This is a genomic window from Streptomyces sp. NPDC102462, assembly GCF_044765425.1.
In the GTDB taxonomy this organism is placed as follows: domain Bacteria; phylum Actinomycetota; class Actinomycetes; order Streptomycetales; family Streptomycetaceae; genus Streptomyces.
Genome location: NZ_JBIWKB010000058.1, coordinates 24,100 through 43,079 on the forward strand (window position 1 = coordinate 24,100; position 18,980 = coordinate 43,079).

At 72.4% G+C, this 18,980-nt stretch carries 17 protein-coding genes and 1 riboswitch; of the genes, 9 read left to right on the top strand and 8 right to left on the bottom strand.

Translation table 11 applies throughout. The features are described from left to right. Positions 1-98: 98 nt before the first annotated feature. Positions 99-1,121, bottom strand: coding sequence for an MBL fold metallo-hydrolase (locus tag ACIRFL_RS34850; RefSeq protein ID WP_404036769.1), 1,023 nt, complete (start codon positions 1,119-1,121; stop codon positions 99-101). A gap of 98 nt (positions 1,122-1,219) precedes the next feature. On the opposite strand from ACIRFL_RS34850, the gene ACIRFL_RS34855 reads away from it, so the two are divergent. After that, positions 1,220-2,677 carry an aldehyde dehydrogenase gene (locus ACIRFL_RS34855; RefSeq protein ID WP_404036772.1) on the top strand — a complete coding sequence of 486 codons (1,458 nt, stop codon included), beginning with the start codon at positions 1,220-1,222 and terminating at the stop codon, positions 2,675-2,677. A 3-nt stretch (positions 2,678-2,680) separates the two neighbouring features. Further along, the gene (locus ACIRFL_RS34860; protein ID WP_404036775.1) at positions 2,681-2,914 is read left to right on the top strand and encodes a ferredoxin; all 234 of its coding nucleotides are present in this window, start codon (positions 2,681-2,683) and stop codon (positions 2,912-2,914) included. Between the two features lie 59 nt (positions 2,915-2,973). Next, positions 2,974-3,149, top strand: a riboswitch (TPP riboswitch). Here ACIRFL_RS34860 and ACIRFL_RS34865 read toward each other — a convergent pair. After that, positions 3,149-3,793: a TetR family transcriptional regulator gene (locus ACIRFL_RS34865; RefSeq protein WP_404036778.1), complete on the bottom strand. Its 645-nt coding sequence runs from the start codon at positions 3,791-3,793 to the stop codon at positions 3,149-3,151. (Overlaps the previous riboswitch by 1 nt.) 205 nt (positions 3,794-3,998) lie before the next feature. On the opposite strand from ACIRFL_RS34865, the gene ACIRFL_RS34870 reads away from it, so the two are divergent. The 3 genes from ACIRFL_RS34870 to ACIRFL_RS34880 are packed head-to-tail and all read left to right on the top strand — an operon-like array spanning position 3,999 to position 8,034. Beyond that, the gene (locus ACIRFL_RS34870) at positions 3,999-6,206 is read left to right on the top strand and encodes a glycosyltransferase family 4 protein (protein WP_404036781.1); all 2,208 of its coding nucleotides are present in this window, start codon (positions 3,999-4,001) and stop codon (positions 6,204-6,206) included. Beyond that, complete coding sequence (locus ACIRFL_RS34875) at positions 6,200-6,967, top strand: methyltransferase domain-containing protein (RefSeq protein WP_404036784.1); 768 nt, start codon at positions 6,200-6,202, stop codon at positions 6,965-6,967. The genes ACIRFL_RS34870 and ACIRFL_RS34875 overlap by 7 nt, the downstream gene beginning before the upstream one ends. Beyond that, entirely contained in the window at positions 6,964-8,034 is a 1,071-nt protein-coding gene (locus tag ACIRFL_RS34880; RefSeq protein WP_404036787.1) for a prenyltransferase, read from the top strand. The genes ACIRFL_RS34875 and ACIRFL_RS34880 overlap by 4 nt, the downstream gene beginning before the upstream one ends. A 194-nt stretch (positions 8,035-8,228) precedes the next feature. Here the strand turns inward: ACIRFL_RS34880 and ACIRFL_RS34885 are convergent, their stop codons facing one another. Then, positions 8,229-8,522 carry a hypothetical protein gene (locus tag ACIRFL_RS34885; protein ID WP_351728709.1) on the bottom strand — a complete coding sequence of 98 codons (294 nt, stop codon included), beginning with the start codon at positions 8,520-8,522 and terminating at the stop codon, positions 8,229-8,231. Between the two features lie 166 nt (positions 8,523-8,688). Between ACIRFL_RS34885 and ACIRFL_RS34890 the strand changes: the two genes are divergently transcribed. After that, a complete protein-coding gene (locus ACIRFL_RS34890; protein WP_404036790.1) occupies positions 8,689-9,267 on the top strand; it encodes a hypothetical protein in 579 nt (192 codons plus the stop codon). 35 nt (positions 9,268-9,302) lie between these two features. On the opposite strand, the gene ACIRFL_RS34895 is transcribed toward ACIRFL_RS34890, so the two are convergent. The 5 genes from ACIRFL_RS34895 to ACIRFL_RS34915 form a co-directional block, all read right to left on the bottom strand. Further along, complete coding sequence (locus ACIRFL_RS34895) at positions 9,303-10,319, bottom strand: LLM class F420-dependent oxidoreductase (protein ID WP_404036793.1); 1,017 nt, start codon at positions 10,317-10,319, stop codon at positions 9,303-9,305. Between the two features lie 104 nt (positions 10,320-10,423). Next, positions 10,424-11,233: a DUF5336 domain-containing protein gene (locus ACIRFL_RS34900; RefSeq protein WP_404036796.1), complete on the bottom strand. Its 810-nt coding sequence runs from the start codon at positions 11,231-11,233 to the stop codon at positions 10,424-10,426. Between the two features lie 158 nt (positions 11,234-11,391). Continuing rightward, positions 11,392-12,363, bottom strand: a complete 972-nt coding sequence (locus ACIRFL_RS34905) for an N-acetylmuramoyl-L-alanine amidase (protein ID WP_404036801.1) — start codon at positions 12,361-12,363, stop codon at positions 11,392-11,394. A 22-nt stretch (positions 12,364-12,385) separates the two neighbouring features. After that, positions 12,386-13,036, bottom strand: a complete 651-nt coding sequence (locus ACIRFL_RS34910; RefSeq protein WP_404036804.1) for a class I SAM-dependent methyltransferase — start codon at positions 13,034-13,036, stop codon at positions 12,386-12,388. 267 nt (positions 13,037-13,303) lie between these two features. Continuing rightward, entirely contained in the window at positions 13,304-15,034 is a 1,731-nt protein-coding gene (locus ACIRFL_RS34915) for an MFS transporter (protein ID WP_404036807.1), read from the bottom strand. A gap of 215 nt (positions 15,035-15,249) precedes the next feature. Between ACIRFL_RS34915 and ACIRFL_RS34920 the strand changes: the two genes are divergently transcribed. The 3 genes from ACIRFL_RS34920 (at position 15,250) to ACIRFL_RS34930 (ending at position 18,619) form a co-directional block, all read left to right on the top strand. Further along, positions 15,250-16,437: a thiolase C-terminal domain-containing protein gene (locus ACIRFL_RS34920; protein WP_404036810.1), complete on the top strand. Its 1,188-nt coding sequence runs from the start codon at positions 15,250-15,252 to the stop codon at positions 16,435-16,437. A gap of 138 nt (positions 16,438-16,575) precedes the next feature. After that, positions 16,576-18,003, top strand: a complete 1,428-nt coding sequence (locus ACIRFL_RS34925; RefSeq protein WP_404036813.1) for an MFS transporter — start codon at positions 16,576-16,578, stop codon at positions 18,001-18,003. 148 nt (positions 18,004-18,151) lie between these two features. Then, entirely contained in the window at positions 18,152-18,619 is a 468-nt protein-coding gene (locus tag ACIRFL_RS34930; protein ID WP_404036816.1) for a DUF1348 family protein, read from the top strand. The last annotated feature ends 361 nt before the right edge of the window (positions 18,620-18,980 follow it).

Sequence of the window (18,980 nt, forward strand, 5' to 3'; positions counted from 1 at the left end):
GCCCGACGGCAAACCGCGGCACCCCAGTAGGCGCACCAGGCCCAAACAGCAGGCGCACCAGGCCCAAACAGCAGGCGCACCGAGGCGAGGCGAACCGTTCACCCGGCCCGTACGTAAGCCACCGGCCAGGTACCCGGTACCGCTTCAACCCGCCCCCCCTTGACCAGACGCCGCAGGTGCGCCTCGGCCTCCGACACGGCGATGTTGCGGGACGGAGCCGGAATCTCGGCCCAGGGCCGGTTCCACGACATCCGCTCGGCCAACTGCCACGGAGTGAGCGGTACGGCGAGCAGCGCCAGCAGCCCACCCAGCCGTTCCTCATGATGCGCAAGCAACTCCCGCACCCGACCGCCCGCGTCGGCGAACGCGTACTGATGGGCGGGCAGCACCTCGGCGGGGGCGAGCCGGCCGACCCGTTCCAGCGAGTCGAGGTAGTCCCCGAGCGGATCGGTCACGGTCGGCTCGTTCGGGTCCTCGTACAGCCCGATGTGCGGGGTGATCTCCGGGAGCAGATGGTCGCCGGAGAACAGCCGGCCGTGGCCGGGCAGCCCAAAGGGGTGCTGCTCCTCCAGATGCAGACAGACGTGGCCCGGCGTGTGCCCCGGCGTCCAGACGGCCCGCAGCCGGCGGCCGGGCAGGTCGAGGAGGTCGCCGGGGACGATCTCACGGTCGGGCAGGGCGGGGGACAGCCGTGGCACGGAACGGGGGGAGCGCAGCGGAGCGAGATGGTCCTCGGGTGCGCCGGCCGCCGCGAGCTTGGCGCTCATGTAGCCGAACCAGCGCTCGGGGCGGGCCTCCCGGGTGCGCCGTACCACCGCCGTGTCGGCCGCGTGCATCGCCACCCAGGCGCCGGACGCCTCCCGCACCCGCCCGGACAGCCCGTGGTGGTCGGGGTGGTGATGGGTGATGACGACGCCGTGCACCTCCCGCACGGACGTCCCGCAGGCGACAAGGCCCGCGGTCAGCGTGTCCCACGACCCGGGGTCGTCCCACCCGGTGTCGACCAGCACCGGCCCGCGGTCGGTGTCGACGACGTACACGAGCGTGTGCCCCAACGGATTATCCGGAATGGGCACAGCCACGCCCCACACACCCCCACCGTGATCAAACGTCTCCACCATCGTCCGTCCTCCCCGCCCATGACCATTGCCCACTATAACTAGAACTGGTATCAGTTCTGAAACAGCGTCAGGAAACGTGCCGCAGGAGGCAGTCGGGCATGACCGAGCTCGTGGAACACGGACAGCTGTTCATCGGCGGGGAGTTGACCGACCCCCGGGGCGAGGGTGTCATCGAGGTGGTCTCGCCGCACACCGAGGAGGTCATCGGCCGGGTGCCGCACGCGTCGAGGGCCGACGTGGACCGGGCGGTGGCCGCCGCGCGGACCGCGTTCGACGAGGGGCCCTGGCCGCACACGCCCCTCGACGAGCGGATCGCGGTCGTCACCCGCATCAAGGACGGCATCGCCGCCCGGCACGAGGAGATCGCCCGAGTGATCTCCGCCGAGAACGGGTCGCCGTACTCGTGGAGCGTCCTCGCGCAGGCGCTCGGCGCGATGATGGTGTGGGACGCGGCGATCACCGTCGCCCGCGGCCACACGTACGAGGAGACGCGCGACGGGGCGCTCGGGAAGATCATGGTGCGGCGCGAACCGGTCGGCGTGGTCGCCGCCGTGGTCCCGTGGAACGTCCCGCAGTTCGTCGCCGCCGCCAAGCTCGCGCCCGCCCTGCTGGCCGGCTGCACGGTGGTGCTCAAGCCGTCACCCGAGTCCCCGCTGGACGCCTACATCCTCGGCGAGATCACCCGCGAGGCCGGGCTGCCCGACGGCGTGCTGTCGATCCTGCCCGCCGACCGCGAGGTCAGCGAGTACCTGGTCGGGCACCCCGGCATCGACAAGGTCGCCTTCACCGGCTCGGTGGCCGCGGGCCGGCGGGTCATGGAGGTGGCCGCCCGCAACCTCACCCGCGTCACCCTGGAACTCGGCGGCAAGTCGGCGGCCGTCGTGCTGCCGGACGCGGACGTCGAGACCGCGGTCGCCGGCATCGTCCCGGCGGCCTGGATGAACAACGGGCAGGCGTGCGTCGCGCAGACCCGCATCCTGCTGCCCCGCTCCCGCTACGACGAGTTCGCGGACGCCTTCGCGCGGGCCGCGAGCGCGCTCACCGTCGGCGACCCGCTGGACCCGGCCACCCAGGTCGGCCCGCTGGTCGCCCGGCGTCAGCAGCAGCGCAACCTCGACTACATCCGGATCGGCCAGGAGGAGGGCGCCAAGATCCTCACCGGCGGCGGCCGGCCGGCGGGCCTGGAGCGCGGCTGGTACGTCGAGCCGACGCTCTTCGGCGACGTCGACAACTCCATGCGGATCGCCCGCGAGGAGATCTTCGGACCGGTCATCTGCCTGCTGCCGTACGGCGACGAGTCCGAGGCGTTGAAGATCGCCAACGACTCCGAGTACGGGCTGTCCGGCAGCGTGTGGACGGCCGACACCGCGCACGGCATCGAGGTCGCCCGGCAGGTGCGTACCGGAACGTACTCGGTCAACACCTTCAGCCTGGACATGCTCGGCCCGTTCGGCGGCTACAAGAACTCCGGTCTGGGGCGGGAGTTCGGACCCGAGGGCTACGACGCCTACCTGGAGCACAAGATGATCCACCTGCCGGCGGGCTGGGAGGCGTAGGCCATGGGCGACCGCTGGCACATCGAGGTCGACCGCTCCCTCTGCATCGGCTCCGCCCAGTGCGTCCACCACGCCCCCGACGGCTTCCGTCTCGACACCGCGCGCCAGTCCCGGCCCGTCGAGGCGGACACCGACGCCAACGAGCAGGTGCTGGCGGCGGCGGAGAGCTGCCCCGTGGAGGCCATCGTGATCACGCTGACGGCGGGCGGGGAGCCGGTGTTCCCACCCGAAGAGTAAATTTTTCCCTTTCGGGGGGTTCCATCTTGTATGTGTGGTTCTATCCTGTAAGTGGCCTACGAGGCGAGTGAGGGAGTTCGACCGGAGTAGCCGACTCGGGCGTGACGCGCAAGCATCCGCCGGGGCCGACGTCGACGGTCGGGCTGAGAGGCCGGAAGGCAGCGGTTGGGCCGGAAGGCGACCTCCACTACCTGATCCGGACAATACCGGCGAAGGGAACCCGTCTCGTAGGTTTTACTTGTGCCGCCCCTCGGGGGCCGTCAGGTCGATCAGTCGGCACACCGTCTCGATGTCGATCTTGACCTGGGCGATGGAGGCGCGGCCCGACAGCCAGGTGATCAGCGCCGAGTGCCAGGTGTGCTCGATGACGCGGACCGCCGACAACTGCTCCGGGGTGGGATTCTCCAGCCCCATCGCGTCCAGCACGATCGCCGTGGTCTGCCGGGACACCTGGTCCACCTCGGGGCTCACGCTGCGGTCCGCGAAGGTCAGGGCGCGCACCATCGCGTCCGCCAGATGCGGCTCGCGCTGAAGGGCGCGGAAGGCCCGCATCAGCGTCTCCGCGACCCGCTCGGCCGCCGTGTCGCCCGTCGGGGGCTTGCGGCCCAGCGTGCCGTGCAGATGCTCCAGCTGGGCCTGCATCGTGGCGACCAGCAGATGCACCTTGGAGGGGAAGTAGCGGTAGAGCGTGCCGAGCGCCACCTGGGACGACTCGGCGACCTCCCGCATCTGCACCGCGTCGAAGCCGCCCCGGCTGGCCAGCTGCGCGCTCGCGTGCAGGATCCGGCGGCGGCGGGCCTCCTGCCGCTCCGTGAGGGGCGACGAGGCCGGCTGCCTCGATGGGGCGGCGCTCGCGTCCGCCTTGGCTTGCGCAGGCATGGGTCCCGCTCCGTGACTGTCGGTGAAGACTGCTGATCGCACAGCATGGTAGGGCGGCCGTGGCGTGAATCACCCGGACCGGTGCTCACAGCACCCCTACCTGCCGGTAGATTCAGAGCTCCTTGAACGATCAAGTCTGAAACTTGTTCTAGATTAGCGTCCCGGCGTAATCTCGCGGGACACCGCAGGGAGAAGGGGGCCCAGAGTGACCGCTGAGGCCAGGGATGCGGGTGCTGAAGAGGACCCCGCAGCCGACGGCGGGCGACCGCTCCACATCGCGCTTCTCACCTACAAAGGGAACCCGTTCTGCGGCGGACAGGGCGTCTACGTACGGCACCTCTCCCGCGAACTGGCCCGCCTCGGACACCGGGTCGAGGTCATCGGCTCCCAGCCCTACCCCGTCCTCGACGAGGGACTGCCCGGACTCACCCTGACCGAACTGCCCAGCCTCGACCTCTACCGCCAGCCCGACCCCTTCCGTACCCCCCGGCGGGACGAGTACCGGGACTGGATCGACGCCCTCGAAGTCGGCACGATGTGGACCGGCGGCTTCCCCGAACCGCTCACCTTCTCGCTCCGCGCCCGACGCCATCTGCGCGCCCGGCGCGGCACGTTCGACGTCGTGCACGACAACCAGACCCTCGGCTACGGGCTGTTGGGCGACATCGGCGCGCCCCTGGTCACCACCGTGCACCACCCCATCACCGTGGACCGGCAGTTGGAGCTGGACGCCGCGGAGAGCCGGCGCCGCCGCCTCTCGGTACGCCGCTGGTACGGCTTCACGCGCATGCAGAAACGCGTCGCCCGCCGCCTGCCGTCGATCCTCACCGTCTCCGGCACCTCACGCCAGGAGATCGTCGACCACCTCGGGGTCCGCGACGACCGGGTGCACGTCGTCCACATCGGCGCCGACACCGACCTGTTCCGCCCCGACCCGTCCGTGCCCGTCGTGCCCGGCCGGATCGTGACCACGTCCAGCGCCGACGTGCCGCTCAAGGGCCTCGTCTTCCTCGTGGAGGCGCTGGCGAAGGTGCGCACCGAGCACCCGGCCGCGCATCTCGTCGTCGTCGGCAAGCGGCCCGAGTCCGGGCCGGTCGCCCAGGCCGTCGAACGGTACGGCCTGACCGGCGCCGTCGAGTTCGTCAAGGGCATCACCGACGCCGAGCTGGTCGATCTGGTCCGCTCCGCGCAGGTGGCCTGCGTGCCGTCGCTGTACGAGGGCTTCTCGCTGCCCGCGGCGGAGGCCATGGCCACCGGCACCCCGCTGGTCGCCACCACCGGCGGCGCGATCCCCGAGGTCGCCGGGCGCGACGGGGAGACCTGCCTGGCGGTGCCGCCCGGCGACGCGGGGGCGCTGGCCGCTGGGCTGAACCGGCTCCTCGGCGACCCCGGCCTACGCGCCCGCCTCGGCGCGGCGGGCCGCACCCGCATCCTCCACCACTTCACCTGGACCCGCGCGGCCGAGGGCACGATAGCCCACTACCGCGAGGCCATCACCCACGCCCCGCCCCCACCGGGTACCGGCTCTCCCGCTGGCGGGGCAGTTTCGCGGACTGGCGCTGCTGCCCCTCGCGGGGCGCCCGCGCCGGGTACCGGTTCGTCCGCTCGCGCGGCGGTTTCGACCGGTGATTCCCCTGAAGCCGGCGAAGCGTCCGGGTCGGGGACCGGTTCTGCCGCTGGCGGGGCGCCCGCGGCTGGTGCTGCTGCCTCTCGCGGGGCGGCTGCGCCGGGTGGCGGCCCGGCCGCTGGCGCGGCGCCCGCGTCGGGTACCGGTTCGTCCGCTCGCGCGGCGATTTCGGCCGGTGGTTCTTCTGACGTTGGTGGGGCGGCCGAGTCCGGGACCGGTTCTCCCGCCGACGCGGCGGCTTCGAGCGAAGACGCCCCGGCCCCTGCCGCGGCGCCCGAGCCGGGAACCGGCTCTCCTGCTCGCGCGGCGGGCTCGTCGGGGGGCGGTTCGGTTGCGGGCGGAGCGGTTTCGCCTCCTGCCGCCCCCTCCGCTCGCGGTGCGGCGGAGCCGGGTGGCGCTGCTGCCGCTCGTGGGGCGGCTGCGTCGGGTGGCACCCCTGCCGCTGCCGCGGCGCCCTCGTCGGGCACGACTTCGTCCGCTCGCGCGGCGGTTTCGGCCGGTGATTCTTCTGAAGCCGGCGACGCTGCCGGGTCGGGGGCCGGTGCTCCCGGTCGCGGGGTGCCTTCGCGGGGTGGCGGTTCTGCCGCTGGTGGGGCGCCCGCACCGCGGGCCACCCGGGCCGCTCGCGGGGCGGGCTCGTCGGGGGTCGGTTCGGTTGCGGGCGGAGCGGTTTCGCCTCCCGCCGCCCCCTCCGCTCGCGGTGCGGCCGAGTCGGGGGTCGCTCCTGCCCTCGTTCAGGGGGTTGCCGATGTTGAGATCGATTGTGAAAGCAGGGCTACGTGCTGACCGTTGACTTCAGTCGGTTTCCGCTCGCTCCGGGGGACCGTGTGCTGGATCTCGGCTGTGGGGCGGGGCGGCATGCCTTCGAGTGCTACCGGCGCGGCGCCCGGGTCGTGGCGCTGGACCGCAACGGCGAGGAGATCCGCGAGGTCGCCAAGTGGTTCGCGGCCATGCGGGAGGCGGGCGAGGCCCCGGCGGGCGCCACCGCCACGGCCATGGAGGGCGACGCCCTCGCGCTGCCCTTCCCCGACGAGTCCTTCGACGTCGTCATCATCTCCGAGGTGATGGAGCACATCCCCGACGACAAGGGCGTACTCGCCGAGATGGTGCGGGTGCTGAAACCGGGCGGCCGCATCGCGATCACCGTCCCGCGCTACGGCCCCGAGAAGGTCTGCTGGGCGCTGTCCGACGCCTACCACGAGGTCGAGGGCGGCCACATCCGCATCTACCGCGCCGACGAACTGCTCGCCAAGATCCGCGGAGCGGGCCTGCGGCCGTACGGCAGCCACCACGCCCACGCCCTGCACTCCCCGTACTGGTGGCTGAAGTGCGCCTTCGGCGTCGACAACGACAAGGCGCTGCCGGTGCAGGCGTACCACAAGCTGCTGGTCTGGGACATCATGAAGAAACCCCTCGCCACCCGGCTCGCCGAGCGCGCGCTGAACCCGCTGATCGGCAAGAGCTTCGTGGCCTACGCGACCAAGCCCCACCTGCCCCCGCTGCCGCGCAGCACACCGGCCGAGGGCACCGAGGCGGCCGCCCGGTGACCACGCCCCGGACAGAACACCTCGTCCTGCCCGGGATCCTCACCGCCGAGCAGGCCACCGCGACCGTGCGCGGCATCCTCGGCGTACAGCGGGAGGACGGCGCGATCCCCTGGTTCCGCGGGCACCACCTCGACCCGTGGGACCACACCGAGGCCGCCATGGCCCTCGACGCGGCCGGCGAGCACGACGCGGCGGAGCGGGCCTACACCTGGCTGGCCCGCCACCAGAACGACGACGGCTCCTGGTACGCCGGCTACGCGGACGGCGCCCACGACGACGTCACCGACCGGGCCCGCGAGTCCAACTTCGTGGCATACATAGCCGTCGGGGTCTGGCACCACTACCTCGCCACCGGCGACGACGCCTTCCTCGACCGCATGTGGCCGACCGTCCGCGCGGCGCTGGAGTGGGTGCTGCTGCTGCAACGGCCCGGCGGCCAGATCGGCTGGCGGCGCGAGCCCGACGGCACCGCGACCGCCGACGCGCTGCTCACCGGCAGTTCCTCCATCCACCACGCCCTGCGCTGCGCGCTCGCCATCGCCGAACAGCGCGAAGAGCCCCAACCGGACTGGGAGTTGGCCCTGGGCGCGGTGCGCCACGCGATCCGCAGGCACCCCGAGCGCTTCCTCGACAAGAGCCGCTACTCGATGGACTGGTACTACCCGATCCTGGGCGGCGCGCTGCCCGCCGAGGAGGCCAAGTCCCGTATGGAGGAGGGCTGGGACCGCTTCGTGGTGCCGGGCCTCGGCGTCCGCTGTGTGGTGCCCAACCCCTGGGTCACCGGCGGGGAGTCCGCCGAACTCGCCCTGGCTCTATGGGCGATGGGCGAGTCCGACCGGGCCCTGGACATACTCCGGTCCATCCAGCACCTGCGGGATCCGGCCACCGGCCTGTACTGGACCGGCTACGTCTTCGACGACGACACCGTCTGGCCCCGCGAACTCACCACATGGACGGCCGGATCCCTGCTGCTCGCGGTTGCCGCGCTCGGCGGCCACGAGGCCACCTGCGCCGTCTTCGGCGGCGCCCACCTACCCCACGGCCTCCCCCCCGACTGCTGCGCCTGAGCGGTCAGGCGCCCCAAAGGGGCGCGGGGCTGTATCGATATGCGGCTCCGCCGCGATGGGGGTCCCCCCTGTTCGAGCGAAGCCGAGAACTCGGGGGAGCGCCCAGCCACGACGGCGCCGCAGACAAATAACGGCACAGCGCGGCGCACCCAACGGAGCGCCCAGGCACAGCGCACGCGAACCGCGGCCAGCGATCAGTGTCGGTGCAGGCGGTTGGCGACGGCGTGGCCGACGAACAGGTAGACCACGGCGGCCAGGCCGTAGCCGGCCACCACGCGGGCCCAGGCCGCGTCGAAGGTGAACAGGTCGTGCGACCAGCCGGCCAGCCAGGCGGCGGTGTCGTGCACGAACTGCACAAGGTCGTTGCCCCGGTTCGCGTCCAGCAGGTACATCAGGATCCACAGGCCCAGGATGAAGGCCATGACATCGGCGACCACGGCGATGACCGTGCCCGCCCGAACGGTTCCGTTGCGGTGTCGAGGGGACATGAATCCCGCCTTGCCGGTCCTTCCACGGTGAAACACAGAAGGTGAAAACTGAACGGTCCTCGCCCGAGTGGCGTAGTCGGCGCCGGGGGGTGAGGCTGCCGGGAGAGACCTTTTTCCGGTCGGGACAGAACCGTCTGCTCGGGGAGAACATCCCGGAGGAAAACCCGTGACTGTACCGATGCGGCGCCTCGTCGTCGCACTCACCGTGTGCTGCGCCCTGCTGGCCGGCGCCACCGCCTGCGGGAGCGGCCAGACCGCGACCCGGGACACACACGCGGCGGTGATCGTCGCCGCGACGCCCAGTCCCACCACGTCCGCGGAGCGGCAGAAGTTCGCCAAGACCCGGTTCGTGGCGAACGCCGGACTCGCCGCCGGGGCGACGTACAAGTGGATCGTGAAGCCCGCCAGGGAGGGCAAGTTCAAGAAGGGCGCTCCGGGCCGCAAGAGAGCGCTGGTCAAGGCGGGGCTCGCGGGCGCGTTCTCGTACAACCGGCTGAAGGCGGCCGTGCGCAACGCCAAGGGCGATCCGGCGCTGGCCAAGGCCCTGGCCCCGCTCAGCGCGGGCATCGCCGGGCTCAAGGACCTGCCGGCCAAGCTGCGCAGGGGCGACGGCGCCAGCGATCAGGCGGCCGACTCCTACAGCACCGTCATCGGCCAGGTGAAGGACGTCGGCAAGAGCCAGGGTGCCGTGGTGCACGACAAGGTTCCGACCAACTCCCAACTGGTCAACGGCGCCAAGAGTTGAACCGGCGCCGACTCCCCTTCGAACGTGGGGAGTTGTCAGGGCTGGGAGTTGAGGTCCGCCAGAGTGCGCAGGGTGTGGGGGTCCGAGGTCAGGGCCAGCAGGTCCGTCACCGGGCCCTTGCGCCATGACTCCAGGCGTTCGGCGATACGTTCACGCGGGCCGACCAGGGAGATCTCGTCGGCGAACGCGTCGGGTACGGCCCGTACGGCCTCCTCACGGCGGCCGGACAGGAACAGTTCCTGGATCCTCCGGGCCTCGTCCGCGTACCCCATGCGGGCCATCAGGTCGGCGTGGAAGTTGCGGGCCGCGTGCCCCATGCCGCCGATGTAGAAGCCGAGCATGGCCTTGACGGGGAGCAGCCCCTCGGCGACATCGGCGCACACCCTGACCTGCGCCATGGGGGCGACCAGAAAGCCCTCGGGCAGGTCGTGGACGGCCGGTCCGTACACCTCGGGCCGGCTGGGCGCCCAGTACAGCGGCAGCCAGCCGTCCGCGATCCGGGTGGTCTGGGCGACGTTCTTCGGGCCCTCCGCGCCGAGCAGCACCGGCAGGTCCGGGCGCAGCGGGTGGGTGATCGGCTTGAGTGGCTTGCCCAGGCCGGTGGCGTCCGGGCCGCGGTAGGGCAGCGGGTGGAAGCGGCCGTCCGCGGCCACCGGCGCCGCCCGGCGCAGCACCTGCCGTACGACGTCGACGTACTCCCGGGTCGCGGTCAGCGGCGAGCGCGGGAACGGGCGGCCGTACCAGCCCTCCACCACCTGCGGTCCGGACAGTCCGAGGCCCAGCAGCATCCGTCCGCCGGAGAGGTGGTCCAGGGTGAGGGCGTGCATCGCGGTGGTGGTGGGGGAACGGGCCGCCATCTGGGCGACCGCCGTACCCAGCCGGATCCGTGAGGTGTGCGCGGCGATCCAGGCCAGCGGGGTGAACGCGTCGGAACCCCAGGACTCCGCGGTCCACACCGAGTCGTAGCCGAGCCGTTCCGCCTCCCGGGCCAGCGACACATGGTCCGCGCGGGGGCCGCGCCCCCAGTAGCCGAGTGCCAGACCGAGCCGCATACCGCCTCCTGACGGTCCGTCAGACAACGGGGTGACTGTACGGCAACGGCCCCCCGCCCGGAAGGGCGAGGGGCCGGATGCGACGGCCGTGGACCGGCGGCGGCTCAGCCGCGCTGGATGCCGGAGGTGTCCTGGAGCACGCCCCTGCGGCCGTCCTGGGTCTGCGCGACCAACTGCGCCCCGCGCTGCTCGACCGCCAGGTACCAGGTGCCCGGCGCCAGTTCGGCGATCGGGGCCGGCGAGCCGTCCTCGGCGAACAGCGGCCGCGGCACCGGCACCGCGAACCAGAACGGCGAGAACTCCGCGGTCTGCGCCTGCTGTTGCGGGGCCGGCGGCTGCTGGCCGTACGGCTGGCCCTGCTGCGGCTGCCCGCCGTACGGCTGCTGCGCGGCGCCCGGGTAGCCGTAACCGCCCTGGGGCTGCGCGCCGTAGGGCTGCGGCGCGGCCGGCTTGGGCGCCGGGACCAGACCGGCCTGCAGGGCGGGCACCAGCGGGGTGGCGATGGCCGCCGCCGCCATGACCAGGGTGGCGATGAGGGCGAGGACGAGACCGATGCCGGCGCTCGGGCCCTTGAAGTTGTTGCCCAGGTTGTCCCCGGCGCCCGCCGGGTCGAAGACGTTGCCGAGCGCGCTCCACGCGGCGAAGACCGTGAAGGCCACACCGAACGGAGCGAGGTCGAGGCCGGCCACCTTGGGGGGCTGCGGCAGCAGCCGGGTGACGACGAGGAGTGCGGCGCCGATGATCCCCGCGAGCACGACACTGAACAGGACCGGTCCGCTCGCCCACAGGCTCGGCAGGTCGATGTTGTTCGGTACCCCGTCGTACGAGTAGTTGTCGAGGAACGACGCGATGAACAGCAACACCGCTGCTCCGATCACCACGCCGTCGCCCCTAGTGAGGGAGCGGATATTCACTTCAGGTCCTTCGTAGGTCGTCTCGTCGTCAGTGGAGGCGTCGCTGTCACCGTGGCGCCCTCGGGGGCTGGTGCGAAGCGCGGGGGAGGCCCCTCATCGTAGGGCCGACCTTATCGTCCGTACGATCACGGTGTCCGCCCGGTGGGGTACGCGAGGCCCTACCCGCGCAGGAAACTCACGATTCCCCCAGAGATCCCCTCCGCGGCCTTCTGCCGCCAGGCTCCGCTGGTCAGCAGTGCCGCGTCCTTGCTATCGCGCATGTTGCCGCACTCGATGAAGACCTTCGGAACCGTTGACAGATTGAGACCGCCCAGGTCCTCGCGTGTGACGAGACCGGTGCCGCCGCCGACGTAGTTGGCCGGCGCGCTGCCCGTGGCGTGCACGAAGTTGCCCGCGATCCGCTCGCCGAGGTCACGGGAGGGGCCGACGATCGGACGGGTGTCCGCGCCGCCGGCGTGCACCGAGCCCGGCAGGATCACATGGAACCCGCGGTTGCCCGTCGCCGAGCCGTCCGCGTGGATCGAGACGGCCGCGTCCGCGTGCGCGGTGTTGCCGATCCGCGCCCGCTCGTCCACGCACGGCCCCCACGGGGGCTCGTCCCGGTCGTGGGTCAGCTTCACCGTGGCGCCCTGCTGCTCCAGCAGCGTGCGCAGCCGGTGGGACACGTCCAGGGTGAACTCCGCCTCCGGATAGCCGTCATCGGTGGCCGTGCCGGTCGTGTCGCACTCCTTCCGGCCCATACCGATATCGACCGTACGGTTGATTTCGGCTGTATGGCGGAAGTTGCCCAGATTATGGCCGGGGTCGATGACGATCACCTTGCCCGCGAGCGGCCCGGAGCCCGCGGGGCCCGTCCCCGCGGGCGTCGGCTTGGCGTCGTCGCGCGAGGCGGACCGGGAGGGCGAGGGGCCACCCGTCGACGGTGCCGAGCGCCCGGCGGACGCCGAGGACGTGGCCGCGGGGGGTGTGGACGGGCCGCCCGCGGCGGCGGAGCCGCCCGAGCCGCCCACCGTCTGGTACACGAGCCAGCCGAGCAGCGCGCCCGGCACCAGGGCGGCCAGCGCCACCGTGAGCGGGCGCCGGGAGCGACGCGGCTGCGGGGGTTCGAAGTCGGGGCCTACGTACGACACGGGTGCGACTCTAACGTCGTGCTCAGATCCCCGTCCCCGTTCGCCGCAGCACGCGCAGCGAACCGTGCGCCGTCACCTCGGTGAACGCGCCGGACTCCAGGGCCCTGAGCCAGATCCGGTACGGGGCCTGGCCGGTGAACTCGTCCACCGGATCGGGGAACACGTCGTGGACGGCGAGCAGGCCGCCCTCGGCCACCCATGGGGCCCAGCCCTCGTAGTCGGCGGTGGCGTGCTCGTCGGTGTGGCCGCCGTCGACGAAGACGAGCCCCAGCGGGGAGTTCCACAGGGCGGCGATCCGCGGCGAGCGGCCGACCAGGGCGATCACGTGCTCCTCGAGGCCCGCCCGGTGCAGTGTCCTGCGGAAGGCGGGCAGGGTGTCCATCAGGCCGATCTCGGGGTCGACCGTCTCCGGGTCGTGGTACTCCCAGCCCGGCTGCTGCTCCTCGCTGCCGCGGTGGTGGTCCACGGTGAGCGCGCTGACCCCGCATCGCCTCGCGGCGTCCGCGAGCAGGACCGTCGAGCGCCCGCAGTAGGTGCCGACCTCCAGGAGCGGCAGGCCCAGGCGGCCGGCCTCTACGGCCGCCGCGTACAGTGCCAGCCCCTCGTCCTTGGGCATGAAGCCCTTCGCCGCCTCGAACGCGGCCAGGATCTCGGGCTCGGGCGCGGCGCGCATGTGCTGCCTCTCGGGTTGGCTGGGGGTGGGGTTGGGGGTGCTTGCCTTGTCGGGTTTATGCGGCGTCGTTGTGGCTGGTCGCGCAGTTCCCCGCGCCCCTTTCGGGGCGCCTGGGCCGCCGGGTTTTCTGCAGCGCCGTTGTGGCTGGTCGCGCAGTTCCCCGCGCCCCCTGCGGGGCGCGTGCGCTGTCGGGTGTCTGCGGCGTCGTTGTGGCTGGTCGCGCGGTTCCCCGCGCCCCTTTGGGGCGCGGGGTGGGCGTGCTGGGTGTCAGGCGTTCACGGTGTCGGCCGGTAGGGGCAGGTCCAGGGTGATCGGTCGGTTGTCGCCCGTGTGGGTGGCGGAGGAGGCGTGGGGGCCGTGGCCCGTGGCGCGTGCCGCCACCACGTAGGAGCCCCCGGCGGGCACGGCCAGGGCGTAGCTGCCGTCCTCCGCGGAGAGGGTGGCGCCCGCCTGCCGGCCCCTGCGGTCGATCAGGGTGACCTTGGCGCGGGCGACCGGGGCGCCGTCGGCGTCCAGGACCCGGCCGCTGAAGCCGCGCAGCGCCCGCTCGGCGCGTTCCAGGTTGGCCTCCTCCTCGCTGCTCGCCCGCAGCCGCGGCCCGCGGTCGGGCTTCGGCAGGAACAGGGCCAGCGCGAGGCCCACCGCCACCGCGGCCGTCGCGATCAGGAAGGAGACGCGGAAGCCGTGCATGGTCGGGACCGCGACGCCGCCCACGGTGTGCGCCGTGTTGGCGAGCACCATGCCGATCACGGCGCTCGACACGGACGTGCCGATGGAACGCATCAGGGTGTTGAGGCCGTTGGCCGCGCCCGTCTCCGACGCCGGGACCGCGCCGACGATCAGCGCGGGCAGCGAGGAGTACGCGAGGCCGATGCCCGCGCCGAGGATCACCGCGATGACCAGGCTCTGCCAGGGGGCGCTCATCAGGCCCAGGCCGGCGCCGTAGCCGATCGCGATGATCATCATGCCGAGGATCAGGGTGACCTTGGGGCCGTACTTGGCGGACAGCCGGGCGTAGACGGGCGCCGTGAACATCATCGTCAGGCCGAGCGGCGCGACGAGCAGGCCCGCGGCGACCATCGACTGGCCGAGGCCGTATCCGGTGGACTTCGGCAGCTGGAGCAGTTGCGGCAGGACGAGCGAGACGACGTAGAAGGAGACACCGACCATGATCGAGGCGAGGTTGGTCAGCAGGACCTCGCGGCGGGCGGTGGTGCGCAGGTCGACGAGGGGCGCCTTGACGCGCAGCTCCAGCAGGCCCCACAGCACGAGCACGACGAGGGCCGCGCCGAACAGGCCGAGGGTGGTGCCGGACGACCAGCCCCAGTCGCTGCCCTTGGTGACCGGCAGGAGCAGCAGGACCAGACCCGCGGACAGACCGAGCGCGCCGGGCAGGTCGAAGGAGCCGGGGGCGCGCATCGGGGACTCGGGGACGACGAACAGGGTGAGGGCGATGGCGAGCACGCCGAGCGCGGCGGCGCCGTAGAACAGGGCGTGCCAGTTCGCGTGCTGGGCGACCAGGGCCGCGGCGGGCAGCGCGAGGCCGCCGCCGACGCCGATCGAGGAACTCATCAGGGCCATCGCCGAGCCGAGCCGTTCGCGCGGCAGCATGTCGCGCATCAGGCCGATGCCGAGCGGGATCGCGCCCATCGCGAAGCCCTGGAGCGTGCGGCCCACGATCATCATGAGCAGCTGGCTGGTGACCGCGCTGATCAGTGCTCCGACCACCATCACCGCGAGGCTGGATATGAGCATGCGCCGTTTGCCGTACAGGTCGCCGAGGCGGCCCATGATCGGGGTGGCCACGGCGCCGGACAGCAGCGTCGAGGTGAGGACCCAGGTGGCGTTGCTGGGCGAGGTGGCCAGCAGCTGCGGCAGGTCCTTGATGACGGGGACGAGCAGGGTCTGCATCACCGCGACCACGATGCCCGCGAAGGCGAGCACCGGGACCACGGTCCCGCTCGCGCTCCGGTCGGGCTGGTCGTTCGTGTGCGTCATGGACTGAGGCCTCCGGGCCGGAAGTGGAGAAGTGGTCGGTGAACCGCGCGGGATGGGTGTTCGGGGAACCTCGTATGCACGGGCAACTATTCCGTCCCTTCGGCTCCCTAACAAATCCTTGACCCTCTCATGGTGATGTGACGCGGTGTCAGGAAGTCGACGTGGGTCACCGGAGGGCTGGCTTCCTTGTGGAACAGGTTCTAATCTGACGGGCCATGAAGGCATATGTGGCCGGGGTCGGTATGACCAGGTTCGAGAAGCCCGAGACCCGTGCATGGCAGTACTGGGACATGGCGCGGGAGGCGGGCGGCGCCGCCCTCGCCGACGCCGGTATCACCTACGCGGAAGTGGAACAGGTTCCCGTCGGCTACTGCTTCCAGCCCTCCACGGCCGGCCAGCGCGCCGTCTACGAACTCGGCCTGACGGGCGTACCCGTCTACAACCTGAACAACAACTGCGCCACCGGCTCCACCGCCCTGATGCTGGCGCGGCACCTGGTCGAGGGCGGCGGCTGCGACTGCGTGCTGGCGCTCGGCTTCGAGAAGATGCGGCGGGGCGCGCTCGGCACCGGCGCCGACGGCGCGGACTTCGGCACCTCCCCGGTGGCCCGGCACTACGGCGTGCTGGCCGCCCGGCACGGCGTCGAGGCGACCCCGCCGACCGCGCAGATCTTCGGCGCCGCGGCCCGCGAGCACATGGACCGGTACGGCACGACCGAGGCGCAGCTCGCCGCCGTCGCCGCCAAGAACCACCGGCACTCCGCGCACAACCCGTACGCCCAGTTCCGGGACGTGTACGACGTCGCCGACGTGCTCGCCTCCCGCACCGTGCACCGGCCGCTCACCAAGCTCCAGTGCTCGCCGACCTCGGACGGCGCTGCGGCGGCGGTGGTGGTGTCCGAACGGTTCGCCGAGCGGCACGGGTCGACCGGGCTGGTCGAGATCGCCGGGCAGGCCATGACCACCGACACCGAGGAGTCCTTCGCCTCCGGCTCCTGTATCGACGTCGTCGGACAGCCGATGTCACGGGCCGCGGCCCGGCAGGCGTACGAACGGGCCGGGCTCGGCATCGAGGACGTCGACGTGGTGGAACTGCACGACTGTTTCTCCATCAACGAACTGCTCACCTACGAAGCGCTCGGCATGTGCGGACCGGGCGAGTCCGGCAAGCTCGTCGAGTCCGGGGCGACCACCTACGGCGGGCGGTGGGTGGTCAACCCGTCCGGCGGACTGATCTCCAAGGGCCATCCGCTGGGCGCCACCGGCCTCGCCCAGGTCGCCGAGCTGGTGTGGCAGCTGCGCGGCCGGGCGGGGGAGCGGCAGGTGGCCGGGGCGCGGGTCGGCCTCGCCCACAACATCGGCCTGGGCGGCGCCGCGGTGGTGACCGTCGTACGCGCGGTCTAGGACCGACGGCCGTACACCCACGTACGGGCGGTCCAGGACCGACGGCCGTACGGTGGACGGTGTAGGTCGGCCGACCCAGGCATACGTGGGCCGAAATCCCGATGCAAGGACCGTAACCGGCTTGAGAACATGACAGCCATGCTCGAAGCCGCGGACACCGCCCCGATACGCAGCCGGACCGCGCCCCCCACCTGGCTGGTGGTCGCCCTCGCCTGCGCCGGACAGTTCCTCGTCGTGCTGGACGTGTCCGTGGTCAATGTGGCCCTGCCGTCCATGCGCACCGACCTCGGGCTGAGCGGATCGGGACTCCAGTGGGTCGTGAACGCGTACGCGATCGCCTTCGCCGGTTTCATGCTGCTCGGCGGACGCGCCGGCGACCTGTACGGGCGCAAGCGGATGTTCCTCGTCGGGCTGGGGCTGTTCACGCTGGCCTCGCTCGGCGGCGGGCTCGCCCAGGACGGCTGGCAACTGCTGCTCGCACGCGCCGTGCAGGGGCTGGGCGCGGCCGTGCTCGCGCCCTCGACGCTGACCCTGCTGACCGCGGCCGTCCCGGAAGGCCCCGCCCGCGCGCGGGCCGTCGCCACCTGGACCGCGGTGGGCGCCGGCGGCGGCGCCGCGGGCGGCCTGGTCGGCGGGGTGCTGGTCGACGTGCTGTCCTGGCGCTGGGTGCTGCTCATCAACGTGCCCGTCGGCGCCGTCGTGCTGGCGGGCTCCGTGGCCTGGCTCGCGGAGAGCCGGGCGGGGCAGCGGCGACGGCTCGACCTGCCGGGCGCGCTGCTGGTCACGGCGGGCCTCGCGACGCTCGCGTACGGGATCGTGCAGACCGAGGCCGAGGGCTGGACGGCCGCGGCCACCCTGCTGCCGCTGACCGCCGGACTCGCGCTGCTCGGGCTGTTCCTGCTGGTCGAGGCGCGCGCGACCGCCCCGCTCATGCCGCTGCGGCTGCTGCGGCAGCGGGCCGTGGCCTCGGCGAACGCGGCGATGCTCGTGTCCGGTTCGGCGATGTTCTCCATGTGGTACTTCATGACCCTGTACGCGCAGAACGTGCTCGGTTACTCGCCGCTGGAGGCCGGGCTCGCGCTGGTGCCCAGCTCGCTGGCCGTGGTGGCCGGCTCGAAGCTCGCGCCGCGCTTCATGCCCGTGCTCGGGCCGCGGAACGTGGCGGCGGCGGGAACGCTGGTGGCCGCGGCCGGGTTCGGCTGGCAGTCGGCGATGACCCCGCACGGGGCCTATGCGACGGAGATCATGCTGCCCGGCGTCCTGATGATGCTCGGCGCCGGCCTCGCCGCCACCCCGCTCGCCTCGCTGGCCACCTCGGGGGCGGCGCCGGGCGAGGCCGGACTGGTCTCCGGCCTGGTCAACACCTCACGCACGATGGGCGGTTCGCTGGGGCTTGCCGTCATGTCGACGATCGCGGCGGCCCGCACCGCGGGCTCCCCGACCCCCGCGGCCCTCACCGACGGCTACGCCCTGGCCTTCCGCGTGAGCACGGTGATGCTGCTCGCGGGCGCGGGCCTGATGCTGCTGTGGCTCCCCCGGAGGAGCACGGCGCGGGCCACGCGCTGAGCCGATCGGCAGGGGGCTGTTGCGATCGGCGAGTGGCCGGTATGGAATGAACGGCGGAACGCACCGGGCCGGCACGGGGGGTGTCCGGCAGCCGGGCCGACCTCGGCGGACACCGGATGCTTGAAACCGTGACGCACTGGGAGAAACCATGGCCGCGAAGCCGCCCGTGCCCCCCTTCACCCGGGAGAGCGCGACCGAGAAGGTCCGCCTGGCCGAGGACGCGTGGAACACCCGGGACCCCGAACGGGTGGCCCTCGCCTACACCGCCGACAGCCGCTGGCGCAATCGCGGGGAGTTCGTCAACGGCCGCGAGGAGATCGTCGCCTTCCTCACCCGCAAGTGGACCCGGGAGCAGGACTACCGGCTCATCAAGGAACTGTGGGCCTTCGACGGAAACCGCATCGCCGTGCGCTTCGCCTACGAGTGCCACGACGACTCGGGCAACTGGTACCGCTCCTACGGCAACGAGAACTGGGAGTTCGACGACGAGGGCCTGATGCGGCTCCGCCTGGCCTCCATCAACGACCTCCCCATCAAGGAGCAGCACCGCAAATACCACTGGCCCCTAGGCCCCCGCCCCCACAACCACCCAAGCTTGACCGACCTGGGCCTCTAGCCCCTGAAGGGGCTGCGCGACGAGCCACGACGGCGCGGCACCCGGGTGGCGGGGGTGATGGGCCCCTGAAGGGGCGCGGGGAACTGCGCGACGAGCCACGATGGCGCGGCAGTCGGGTGACGGGGTGATGGGCCCCGAAGGGGCGCGGGGAACTGCGCGAGCAGCCACGACGGCGCCGCAGTCGGGTGACGGCGTGACACGGCGGTTCCCGCGGAGCGCCCCGCGGGGAACTGCGCGCCCAGCCACGACGGCGCGGCACCCGGCCGACGGGGTGATGGGCCCCGAAGGGGCGCGGGGAACTGCGCGAGCAGCCACGACGGCGCCGCAGTCGGGTGACGGCGTGACACGGCGGTTCCCGCGG

Excerpts from the sequence above, each read along its gene's own strand:
- ACIRFL_RS34850 (WP_404036769.1), bottom strand. The coding sequence starts at position 1,121 with ATGGTGGAGACGTTTGATCACGGTGGGGGTGTGTGGGGCGTGGCTGTG.
- ACIRFL_RS34855 (WP_404036772.1), top strand. The coding sequence starts at position 1,220 with ATGACCGAGCTCGTGGAACACGGACAGCTGTTCATCGGCGGGGAGTTG.
- ACIRFL_RS34860 (WP_404036775.1), top strand. The coding sequence starts at position 2,681 with ATGGGCGACCGCTGGCACATCGAGGTCGACCGCTCCCTCTGCATCGGC.
- ACIRFL_RS34865 (WP_404036778.1), bottom strand. The coding sequence starts at position 3,793 with ATGCCTGCGCAAGCCAAGGCGGACGCGAGCGCCGCCCCATCGAGGCAG.
- ACIRFL_RS34885 (WP_351728709.1), bottom strand. The coding sequence starts at position 8,522 with ATGTCCCCTCGACACCGCAACGGAACCGTTCGGGCGGGCACGGTCATC.
- ACIRFL_RS34895 (WP_404036793.1), bottom strand. The coding sequence starts at position 10,319 with ATGCGGCTCGGTCTGGCACTCGGCTACTGGGGGCGCGGCCCCCGCGCG.
- ACIRFL_RS34910 (WP_404036804.1), bottom strand. The coding sequence starts at position 13,036 with ATGCGCGCCGCGCCCGAGCCCGAGATCCTGGCCGCGTTCGAGGCGGCG.
- ACIRFL_RS34915 (WP_404036807.1), bottom strand. The coding sequence starts at position 15,034 with ATGACGCACACGAACGACCAGCCCGACCGGAGCGCGAGCGGGACCGTG.
- ACIRFL_RS34920 (WP_404036810.1), top strand. The coding sequence starts at position 15,250 with ATGAAGGCATATGTGGCCGGGGTCGGTATGACCAGGTTCGAGAAGCCC.
- ACIRFL_RS34925 (WP_404036813.1), top strand. The coding sequence starts at position 16,576 with ATGCTCGAAGCCGCGGACACCGCCCCGATACGCAGCCGGACCGCGCCC.
- ACIRFL_RS34930 (WP_404036816.1), top strand. The coding sequence starts at position 18,152 with ATGGCCGCGAAGCCGCCCGTGCCCCCCTTCACCCGGGAGAGCGCGACC.